This is a genomic window from Bacteroidales bacterium (genome assembly GCA_013141385.1).
Lineage (GTDB): Bacteria > Bacteroidota > Bacteroidia > Bacteroidales > Tenuifilaceae > UBA8529.
On record JABFRB010000014.1, the window covers coordinates 361,351 to 372,558 of the forward strand.

At 38.0% G+C, this 11,208-nt stretch carries 7 protein-coding genes; 2 read left to right on the forward strand and 5 right to left on the reverse strand.

Features of this window, described 5'->3' with window-relative positions:
- Positions 1–1,854 (reverse strand): 2-oxoacid:acceptor oxidoreductase subunit alpha, encoded by a 1,854-nt coding sequence (locus HOO91_08095; protein ID NOU17504.1) that lies wholly within the window; start codon positions 1,852–1,854, stop codon positions 1–3.
- Positions 1,855–2,483: 629 nt separating this feature from the next.
- Between HOO91_08095 and HOO91_08100 the strand changes: the two genes are divergently transcribed.
- On the forward strand, positions 2,484–3,005 hold the full coding sequence (locus HOO91_08100; GenBank protein ID NOU17505.1) for a gamma carbonic anhydrase family protein: 522 nt from the start codon (positions 2,484–2,486) through the stop codon (positions 3,003–3,005).
- Positions 3,006–3,325: 320 nt separating this feature from the next.
- Here HOO91_08100 and uvrA read toward each other — a convergent pair whose 3' ends face one another.
- The gene (gene uvrA / locus HOO91_08105) at positions 3,326–6,178 is read right to left on the reverse strand and encodes an excinuclease ABC subunit UvrA (protein NOU17506.1); all 2,853 of its coding nucleotides are present in this window, start codon (positions 6,176–6,178) and stop codon (positions 3,326–3,328) included.
- Between the two features lie 206 nt (positions 6,179–6,384).
- Positions 6,385–7,362, reverse strand: a complete 978-nt coding sequence (locus tag HOO91_08110) for a lytic transglycosylase domain-containing protein (GenBank protein ID NOU17507.1) — start codon at positions 7,360–7,362, stop codon at positions 6,385–6,387.
- A gap of 164 nt (positions 7,363–7,526) precedes the next feature.
- Between HOO91_08110 and HOO91_08115 the strand changes: the two genes are divergently transcribed.
- A complete protein-coding gene (locus tag HOO91_08115; protein NOU17508.1) occupies positions 7,527–7,955 on the forward strand; it encodes a GxxExxY protein in 429 nt (142 codons plus the stop codon).
- Between the two features lie 112 nt (positions 7,956–8,067).
- Here HOO91_08115 and HOO91_08120 read toward each other — a convergent pair whose 3' ends face one another.
- Positions 8,068–9,357 carry an outer membrane beta-barrel protein gene (locus HOO91_08120; GenBank protein NOU17509.1) on the reverse strand — a complete coding sequence of 430 codons (1,290 nt, stop codon included), beginning with the start codon at positions 9,355–9,357 and terminating at the stop codon, positions 8,068–8,070.
- Complete coding sequence (locus HOO91_08125) at positions 9,338–9,793, reverse strand: RNA polymerase sigma factor (protein NOU17510.1); 456 nt, start codon at positions 9,791–9,793, stop codon at positions 9,338–9,340. Before HOO91_08125 ends, HOO91_08120 begins: the two co-directional genes overlap by 20 nt.
- Positions 9,794–11,208: the final 1,415 nt, after the last annotated feature.

Sequence of the window (11,208 nt, forward strand, 5' to 3'; positions counted from 1 at the left end):
TTACTTGCCCTCCAATACTTGGTTAAATTTATCAACTAGTTCAACAACAGTAAAAGGAAGTCCTTGTACCTTATTGAATTGCATATAATTAAACTCTTGGAAATTCATACGTAGGTAATTTGCAAATTGACCCATGTTGAGCTCACAAACAAGAATTTTCTTATAACGACCAAAGATCTCTCTTACATTCTTTGGAAGTGGATTGATATAGTTGAAGTGGCAAAGAGAAACCTTCTTGCCTTCATCACGCATCTTTTGAACAGAGGTTAATAGGTGACCATATGTACCACCCCAACCAACAATAAGTAAATCACCTTCTTTATCGCCAAAAACCTCTTGTTGAGGGATAAACTCCTGAACACGTTTAACCTTAGCTTCGCGAATATCGGTCATGCGTTGGTGGTTCATTGGATCATGAGAAACGGTTCCTTTAATAAAATCTTTCTCAAGACCGCCAACTCTATGTTCTAAACCTTTTGTACCAGGTAAAGCCCATGAGCGTGCAAGACGCTTCTCATCCCGAGCGTAAGGTTGATATCCAACGGTTCCTTCAGGAACAATTGGAGCTTTAATCTCTGGATAATCCTTCATGCTAGGAATCATCCAAGGTTCAGTACCATTTGCAATATAACCATCGGTTAAAAGAATAACTGGTGTCATATGCTCAAGTGTGATTTTGCTAGCTAAAAAAGCATAATCGAAGCAGTTGCTTGGCGTGCTAGCCGCAATAACAATCATTGGGCATTCGCCATTACGACCGTATAATGCTTGGAAAAGGTCTGATTGTTCCGTTTTGGTTGGCAAACCCGTTGAAGGACCACCACGTTGAACGTTTACAATAACCAATGGAAGTTCAGTCATTACCGCTAATCCCATAGCCTCGCTCTTAAGCGATAAACCAGGGCCAGATGTTGTAGTCACTGCAAAGTTACCAGCAAAAGATGCACCTATTGCGGTACAAATACCGGCAATTTCATCCTCAACCTGTAGCGTTTTAACACCTAAATCTTTACGCTTTGCAAGTTCGATTAAAATCTCGGTTGCAGGGGTAATTGGGTATGATCCGCAGAAAAGTGGCAATTTTGCTTTCTCCGATGCTGCAATGAAACCCCATGCTACGGCTGTGTTACCGTTAATGTTACGGTACTTACCTTTTGGAATGCTTGTAGCAGCAGGGATGTGATATGTATTGGGTATTGCTTGAATGTTTGCTGCGTAGTTGAAACCATCGCGAAGAACCTTCTTGTTGGCTTCAACAATCTCAGGTTTCTTCTTGAATTTTGTTTCAAAATACTTCTCAGTAAAATGCAAAGGTCTTGAAAAGATGTAGTAAACCATTCCAAGTGCAAACATGTTCTTACTACGGATGATACTCTTGTTATCAAGACCAGTATCCTTCAAACTTTCTTTAGTAAGATTTGAAATGTTTGCAAAAATTACCTTAAAGTCTTGGAGTTTTAACTCCTCAACAGGGTTATCGGTTTTAAAACCAGCACGCTGGAGACCCTTCTCGTTAACGGTATCGTTATCGACAATGATCATTCCACCGGGCTTAACCCATCTTGCATTTGCCCTAAGAGCTGCAGGGTTCATTGCAACAAGCACATCACAGTAGTCTCCAGGAGTATTAACCTTTGTACTTCCAATGTTTACTTGGAAGCCAGAGACACCGCCAATCGTCCCCTGCGGAGCACGGATCTCCGAAGGGTAATCTGGAAATGTGCTTACACTATTCCCGTAAAGCGCAGATGCTTCGGAAAATAATGTACCAGTCAACTGCATTCCGTCACCTGAGTCACCGGAGAAGCGTACTACTACTTCACCAATCTCAAGGACTTGTTTTTGTTCACTCATGTCAGATTAATTTAATTAAAACAGTTTTTTGAAAAAATGCTACATATGAAACTGTTATAAAACATGTAACAATATGATTACCTGATAAATACAAAAGCAGGCTCATGGAAAATTCGATACAAAATTAACCTTTTTATTCTATAAAGGGAATCTAGCATTGTTTTTTACAACATATATAGACATGACTTATAATAGTTTAATTAGTTGGTAGATAGTTTTTGTTATGGCTATTTGTCGAGTATAATTACATATTACCCTTCAACATTCCTAATTCATTCCGATTAACTTCCGACTCATTGGTTGATTCTTTTTTTGAGGTGCTGGAAAAAAATCTTTGTGAACCTTTGTGTAATAGTTATTCCACAAAACACACAAAGTAGTCACAAAACACACAAAGCAAAAAAACCGAGCGCATTTTGCGAACTCGCTGCTGGGCTAAAGCCAAAAACCCTTTATCCCTTTGACTCTGCCTTAAAAGAAGGAGTTATTAATTGTGTATACTGTTTTATTCAACCCTTTATTCGCATCAAGTATAATTACATATTCCTTTTCACCGTTTCTGACTTATTCCGATTAACTTCCGACTCATTCTTATTCAGATTCCACTAACTTTGCAAAAAAGCATTATTATGGCTCTTATCAAACCCCTACGTGGTTTTACTCCTAAAATTGGGAAAAACTGCTTTATTGCTGAAACTGCTGTTATTATTGGCGATGTGGAGATAGGTGATGATTGCAGTATTTGGTATGGTGCAGTGTTACGTGGTGATGTAAATTCCATTCGAATTGGGAATAGGGTGAATATTCAGGATAACGCTGTTCTTCACACAACCTACCAAAAAACGGTATTAAATATAGGCGATGATGTATCAATTGGCCATGGAGTTATTGTTCACGGTGCCGAGGTACGAAATTGGGCTCTGCTTGGAATGGGCTCTACTATTATGGATAACGCTGTTATTGGCGAGGGGGCAATTGTTGCTGCCAATGCATTGATTATGGAAAGTGTTGTTGTTGAACCAAGTAGCATTTACGCTGGCGTTCCTGCCAAATTCATTAAAACGGTTGATCCCTCAAAAAGTAAGGAGATGAATGAACGGATTGCTCGTAATTACCTGTTTTATTCTGGATGGTATAAGGAGGAAAAATAATTTGAAAATTGGGGAATTTGAGAATTTGAAGATTTGAGAATTTGAAGATTTGAAGATTTGAAAATTAACCAAATAACCCAATGAATCCACTACAACACAGTTCAGTTCGTCCCAAGATTGAATATTTTCGATAAATTATCGCAGTTTGCGATAGTGGGAATGAAGTTAGAAGTCAGAAGTCGGAAGATGTCTAATAATTTGAAGATTTGAAAATTAACCTATTAGCCAACAACCCAATGATCCCACTGTATCACATCCCCACAGCAAAACAGCATCACAATTACACAGCATCACAGCAACACAGCATCACAATCCAACAATCAAGATTTTACAAAATCCCTCTTTAAATTTCTTTTTAGGTATTCAGCAGTATAACTCTTTTCATTCTTCATCACCTCTTCGGGAGTTCCACAACAAATAAGTTCACCTCCACCTGCTCCGCCTTCTGGGCCAAGATCAATAATATAATCGGCAGTTTTAATTACATCCATATTATGCTCAATAACCATAACGGTGTTTCCTTTATCAACAAGGCGATTAAGCACCTCCAATAATACGCGAACATCTTCGAAATGAAGACCTGTTGTGGGTTCATCGAGGATGTAAAGGGTTTGTCCAGTATCCCGTTTGGCTAACTCGGCAGCTAGTTTAACCCGTTGCGACTCTCCTCCAGATAGGGTTGTTGATGGTTGACCCAGTGTAATGTACCCAAGTCCAACCTCCTTGAGGGTTTTTAACTTTTGGTAGATTGATGGTATGTTTTCAAAAAATTCAACAGACTGAGTGATTGTCATATCAAGAATCTGGCTAATATTCTTTCCCTTGAACTTAACCTCCAACGTTTCTCTATTATAACGTACTCCCGAACATTCCTTGCATTTTACGTAAACATCGGGTAAAAAATTCATCTCTATAACCTGAAGTCCAGCACCCCTGCATGTTTCACAACGACCACCTTTTACATTAAATGAGAATCTACCAGCTTTGTATCCTCGAATCTTAGCATCAGGAGTCATCTCAAAAAGTTTGCGAATATCGGTCATCACTCCAGTATAAGTTGCGGGATTTGATCTTGGTGTGCGACCAATGGGTGACTGATCTACTTCCACTACCTTATCGACATTCTCTAAACCTATTAGCTTATCGTAGGCTAAGGGCTCTTGAAATGATCTATATAGGATTTTACTAATTGCCGGATGCAGTGTTTCGTTTATCAATGTTGATTTTCCGCTTCCAGAAACACCTGTTATACAGATAAATACTCCTAACGGAAACTCAACATTTATGTTTTTCAGATTGTTCCCTTTTGCCCCTTTAATTATTATGGATTTCCCAGTTCCTTTCCGATGAGTTTCGGGAATAGGAATTGTAAGTGTTCCATTTAAATACTGCGCTGTGAGCGTACACGATTTGGCAATTTGTTCGGGAGTGCCTTCGGCAACAACCTTTCCACCATTCCTACCAGCAAATGGGCCAATATCTACAACATGGTCGGCAGATAGTATCATCTCCTCATCGTGCTCAACAACAATCACTGAATTGCCTGCATCTCTTAAGTTACGCAACGATTCAATTAGGCGTATATTATCCCTTTGGTGTAAACCGATGCTCGGTTCATCGAGAATATAAAGAACGTTAACTAGTTTTGATCCTATTTGCGTTGCAAGCCTAATACGCTGGCTTTCACCACCTGAAAGGGATGATGAGCTGCGATTCAAAGAGAGGTAGTTAAGACCAACGTCAAGCAGGAAACTTACACGTTCTCTTATCTCCTTGAGTATTTCTGTTCCAATTGCTTTCTGCCGATTATTTAACCTATCCTCTAAATTCTGAAGCCAAAGCCAGAATTTATCGATATCCATAGCCGACACCTCGGCAATATTTTTTCCATCAACCTTAAACCATAACGATTCTGGCTTAAGTCTGGTACCATTGCAAACAGAACAATTAACTTGCCTTATAAACTGCTCAGACCATTTTGGCCCTTTGCCACTCAACTCTTCATTCTGATGATTTTGCACAAAGTTTACTACTCCTTCAAAACTCAGAAAGTAGGATGATGAAAGTCCCATCGATGAGTGTTTGAGTTTAAACTGTTCCTCGGATCCATAAAGGATCACATTTAGCGCCTCTTCAGGAATATCCTCGATGGGATCTGAAATATCAAATTCATACTTTGCAGCAATTGCTTCAATTTGCCAAAAAATCAGAGAACTCTTATATGGGCCAAGAGGTTCAATACCCCCTTTTTTAATACTTAATTTTGGGTTCGGGATAATTTTTGAAAGATCTGCCTCACTTACAGTGCCAATACCATTACAATGCGGACATGCACCCTGCGGTGAGTTAAAAGAAAAGGTATGAGGTGCTGGTTCGTTGTAGGAAATACCTGTACTTGGGCACATCAGATGACGGCTAAAGTAACGATTTGTATTAGCCTCCATATCAAGTACCATAATTGTACCTTTACCGTGCCCCATGGCAACAACAACAGATTCTGAAAGTCGCTTTCTATCCACATCGGCAACCTTCATTTTATCAACAACAAGTTCAATGTAGTGAGTTTTGTAGCGATCCAACTTTAATCCAGATCGCATCTCAACTACCTCACCATCAATTCTTGCGTATAGATATCCCTTTCTGCGAAGCTGTTCAAACAGCTCTTTATAGTGACCTTTTCTACCCCGAACAATTGGGGCAAGTATTCCCGTTTTCTTTTCCGAAAAATTTTCGAGGATAAGGGTTACAATTCTCTCATCGGTATACCGAACCATCTCCTCTCCCGTGTTATAGGAGTATGCAATTGATGCACGGGCAAATAGCAAACGAAGAAAATCGTAAATTTCTGTGATTGTTCCAACGGTTGATCGAGGATTCCGGCTAGTAGTCTTTTGTTCAATAGAGATCACTGGACTTAATCCAGAAATCTTATCAACATCCGGGCGTTCCATTGTACCCAAAAACTGCCTTGCATAGGCCGACATGGTTTCAATATAACGTCGTTGTCCCTCGGCATAGATAGTATCAAATGCCAACGATGATTTTCCGCTACCGCTAAGGCCAGTTATTACTGTTAACTTGTTCCTAGGGATATTTACATCAATATTTTTCAGGTTATGTACCCTTGCCCCCTGAACCGATACCTCTGTTGCTTCTCCCTTTAAAATTTTCATTTATTTGTTTTTTAAGACTCAAGATTTGATCCTACTCCGAAAAGCCATTATCTTGCCACAAAAGCACTAAAACACAAAATTCCACCAAAGTTATCTGGCATATATTCAGCATTTTGTGATATTTGGTGTTTTAGTGGCATTTTTTGATTTTATTACTTTTCGGAGTGGACTCAGATTTTAGACATTTAAAATCTGGTGTCTGAAACCTACTCACTATATGCGTTTTCTCTATAATCTTCAGTTGGAATTTGAATTTGATACTTTTTTCTGGTTTTATTAGGGAGATAGTTCTCTCGTAGCCAAGGATTAAAGGTTTTAATCATCTTATAGTTTGATTTGAAATGCTCTGCAAACCTAGCGATACTGGTTATTGAAGTATCAACCTCAACACAATAGCATTTTAAGGGAGGATATAAATTATTCTTTGTTAGTACAAAGCCATACTTCTGGGGATTCTCAAATATCGCCTTAAACGCAAGAATTCTATAAAGATATCGACCAGTTTCATCACCTAGTACAAGATTATAGTAACTCTCATTATTCTGACGATCGATTTGCCTATCAATTCCATTGCTCCCAAAGTTGTAAGATGCGGCAGCCATAGTCCAATTGCCAAATCTATTGTAACTCTTTAGTAAATAATCGCATGCGGCTCTTGTAGACTTTTCAATACTATACCGCTCATCAACCTCCTTGTTAATTTCCAAGCCTAACTCCTTTCCCGTTTTTTCAAGAATTTGCCAGAAACCAACCGCTTTAGCTGGGGAAATTTCTTGTGCTAATGCACTTTCAGCAACTGCCAAAAATTTAAAATCATCGGGAATTCCCTTCTCCTTGAGAATGGGCTCAATTATTGGGAAATAACGGCTTGCACGTTTTAGAATAAGTAATGTTTGTGAATGCCAGTAAGTATTTAGCTGCAACTCACGGTCGAGGCTTTCACGAACATCAAAATACTTAAGGGGAACTTCCTCGCCAGCAAATGATAACTTTTCGGGTAATGGTATCTGATAAGCTGGATTTCGGAAGATTGTAGTATCTTTTTTCAAGGTTTTAGAACCTGGAAGTTCCCTGCAACCAGCAATATCAACGGTAAGAATGATAAATAGGACAATAGTTAAAATGGATGTTACAACAGAACCAATCACTGTGATTTTTCTCTTCCTCAGATTACCAATAAGCATATTCGAATTTTAATAAAAAAACAACTCGCTCTCACCATTTGTTTTGTGAAAATCAGGCAAAGTTAGTATTTTTTATGCTTTTGAGGGAGAGATTCAGAGTCAAAGGCTAGATCTTATTTTGAGGTGCTGGTAAAAAATATTTCCTTTGTTTAAAAATAAAGATAATGCCACAAAATCACGAAAACACCAAATTGCACCAAAAAAAGTACATGCCCATTTCCGATGAGCTAGATATTATTGGTAAGAAAATAGTTGATGCTGCTTATACGGTTCATAAAAATTTAGGGCCAGGCTTGCTTGAGAAAGTATATGAAATTTGTTTTTGCCACGAACTAGCAAAAAGGGGGTTAACGTGTCTACGCCAAATTGATATTCCTGTTGTTTATGATGGAATCACCTTTAATGAAGGGTTAAGACTGGATGTTTTGGTTGAAGATAATATAATTTGTGAAATTAAGGCAGTGGATTTAGTAAACCCTGTTTGGGAAGCCCAAGTATTAAGCCACATGAAATTAACTAATAAACGTTTAGGTTATTTAATCAACTTTAATGTTGTTAATATTGGGCAAGGAATAAAACGTTTTGTACTATAGTTTAGTGAACTTAGCGAAGCGACCTCACGAACTCCATTGAAAATATAAAATGGTGAGTAAATTTTGTGTTTTGGTGTTTTGGTGGCTAAAATAACCTCAAAATAAGATTAAATCAAAAAGGAACCTCAACCCCAAATTTGATAAAGGTAGAGAAAGGGTAAGTTTTACTATTTGTTAGGTAGAGAGATTTTAACCCTAATCGAAAGGTTGGTTCTATTAATAAATTGGCACGATTTGTAATTGGAATTGAAAAGCCTAATGAGGCTAATGCTGATGGTGCAAATGGAGCAACTCCTCGTGTTTTACCACTTAATTTAAAATTCGAGCCGCTGACTTGAAGCTTATTATCTATTAGATATCCCACCGATAAGCCTGATTTTACTGTAAACCGAACGCTCTTCAAATTGAAACTTCGAGCGAGTATAACAGGCATCTCAATGTATCTAAATCTTTGATATGCATTAGCTTTATATATACTACTTGCATTAATGGCAGGTGTTGAGAGTATATTTAAAATACCCATATCCATAACTTTCAAATCGGTATTGGGAATTGTAAGAACACCATAACTATTTGAAATCCCTCGAATATCAGTAACCTCTGTATTACTAGGATCTGTGTAAAGTAAAAAGATATTCTTCTCCTGTTGCCCTATAGTGCTGTAGGTTAAACCCGATTCAATTGAAAACTTATTAGAAAAAGCGTATCGAATAGAAATAGATCCTCCCCATGAAACAATACCAGATTCCTGACGTGTATCGGATCGACTTATTGCCCCATAAGTATGAAATGAGTAAACGGGAAATCCTGATGCTGCAACATACCATTTTCCTATATCCTTTTTGGCAGGTTCTACCTGAGCAATTACTTCATTAAAATCGATTTGATTGCTTTCAGAAATAATGTGAAGCTGTTCAACAACATCAACATTAGATTTTTTTACCTTGGATTGAATAGTTTGAATTTTACTAGGAATCTCATCATATCTTTTACTATCCTCTAAATTCTCTATGGTTTGGGTAGTATTTGAATTTAAAACTACATTTCGATTAATTTCATTTAAATCAACCTTATGCTTTTCTATTTTATCAGTAGCTACTTTGCTATCAAGACTTTTAATGTTTACTTTCTCATCAGCTAATTTATTGATCTCTGATTTTTTTTGATTATTCGATGCAATATCTATCTCCTTAACATTCACATAATAAAATCCTCCAATTGTAAAAAGTATCGCAATGGTAGCAGCAGAAGCCCAAGATGTAATAATGAAAATCTTTCGTTTACGTTTTGCTAGCAAAGTAGCCTCAATATCATCCCATAAACCTATAGGAGGAGTAACCTCAATTGATTTGAGGCGATTAATCATTTCAATATCATGACTACTATCGTACAAGTTTCTCATACTTAAAATCAATCACTTGCTCAAATTTACTTCTAAGAATTGCTCTTGCTCTTGAGTAATTCGATTTACTTGTTGACTCTGAAATATCGAGCATCTTAGCAATTTCGCTATGTGTATATTCATCAATGGCATAAAGGTTAAAAACCAATCGATATTGAGGAGGAAGTTCCTTTACAATACCTAAATAGAATGTATAATCAGCTCCTAAGCTTTGAATTTCGGCCTCACTCCCATTGGCAACATCAATATCAACATAATCCTTCCTCTGCCTTAAATACTCCAACGCAGTATTTACAATAATCCGTCGAACCCATCCCTCAAAAGAACCATCGCCTCTATACGATTTAATTGAAGTAAATACTTTTATGTACCCATCGTGAAGTACATCGCGAGCAATATCTGAATCGCCAACATACCTCAAGCATAAACCGTACATCTTTGCCGAGCTTAACTCGTAAAGTGTACGTTGTGCCGTCCTATCGCCCTTATACAATTTATCAATAAAATCCTTCGAATACTCCACGCTTGCAAATAGTTGGGTATGTTAACTGTTTTGCAAATATAGCTCCAACTATTCCTTAGATGCAAAAAGATTTTAAATGGTTGCGTTGGTTTGGTTGTTGATTCCCTTGGAAAACAATACGGGTAAAGAAAATGGCAGCTTGTAATCGGGTAGGCAGCCAATAGATCTCGCACAACAGTATCTCGCAGAGCGGGACAGGCTGCATGGGTCTGCTCATACGTGTATGTTTCTTGGGGTTTTTATTTAAGGGTTGGGTTTGATCATCCTAGCAATATATCGCAATTTGCGATAGGGGCTAACACCCTTTATGTAATAGCTATTCCACAAAGTACCATAAAACCGCCCAACCCTCCTTAAAAAAGGAGGGCTAATTGAGCGTTGTAATGGAGTTGATTTCTGGTGAATGGGCTGAAAGAATACTCACTCCCATAAGGAAATCTGTTATAGCCCCTTTTCAAGGGGTTGGGGTTTGTTCGTCCTAACATTCATGCCACCCGTTTGCTATTATATCGCAATTTGCGATAGGGGCTAATACCTTTTATGTAATAGCTATTCCACAAAGTACCATAAAACCGCCCAACCCTCCTTAAAAAAGGAGGGCTAATTGGGCGTTGTAATGGGGTTGATTTCTGGTGAATGGGTTGAATGAATATTTACTCCTATAAGGAAATCTGTTATAGCCCCTTTTCAAGGGGTTGGGGTTTGTTCGTCCTAACAATCATGCCACCCATTTGCTATTATATCGCAATTTGCGATAGGGGCTAATACCTTTTATGTAATTACTATTCCACAAAAATCACAAAGAAATCACAAAAAACACAAAGCAAATATCCATTTACATTGAAGTGAAGTAGAAGAAACCCCCTGTACATCCCTGTTATACATAAAACCTCCCAACCCTCCTTAAAAAGGAGGGCTAATTGAGCGTTGTAATGGAGTTGATTTCTGGTGAATGGGTTGAAAGAATACATACTCCCATAAGGAAATCTGTTATAGCCCCTTTTCAAGGGGTTGGGGTTTGTTCGTCCTAACATTCATGCCACCCATTTGCTATTATATCGCAATTTGCGATAGGGGCTAACACCTTTTATGTAATGGCTATTCCACAAAAAACACTAAGAAATCACAAAAAACACAAAGCAAATACACATTTACATTGAAGTGAAGTAGAAGAAACCCCCTGTACAACCATGTTATACATAAAACCTCCCAACCCTCCTTAAAAAGGAGGGCTAATTGAGCGTTGTAATGGAGTTGATTTCTGGTGAATGGGTTGAAAGAATACTTACTCCCATAAGGAAATCTGTTATAGCCCCTTATTTAAGGGG

Excerpts from the sequence above, each read along its gene's own strand:
- HOO91_08120 (NOU17509.1), bottom strand. The coding sequence starts at position 9,357 with ATGAGAAACTTGTACGATAGTAGTCATGATATTGAAATGATTAATCGC.
- HOO91_08110 (NOU17507.1), bottom strand. The coding sequence starts at position 7,362 with ATGCTTATTGGTAATCTGAGGAAGAGAAAAATCACAGTGATTGGTTCT.
- HOO91_08115 (NOU17508.1), top strand. The coding sequence starts at position 7,527 with ATGCCACAAAATCACGAAAACACCAAATTGCACCAAAAAAAGTACATG.
- HOO91_08100 (NOU17505.1), top strand. The coding sequence starts at position 2,484 with ATGGCTCTTATCAAACCCCTACGTGGTTTTACTCCTAAAATTGGGAAA.
- uvrA (NOU17506.1), bottom strand. The coding sequence starts at position 6,178 with ATGAAAATTTTAAAGGGAGAAGCAACAGAGGTATCGGTTCAGGGGGCA.
- HOO91_08095 (NOU17504.1), bottom strand. The coding sequence starts at position 1,854 with ATGAGTGAACAAAAACAAGTCCTTGAGATTGGTGAAGTAGTAGTACGC.
- HOO91_08125 (NOU17510.1), bottom strand. The coding sequence starts at position 9,793 with ATGTACGGTTTATGCTTGAGGTATGTTGGCGATTCAGATATTGCTCGC.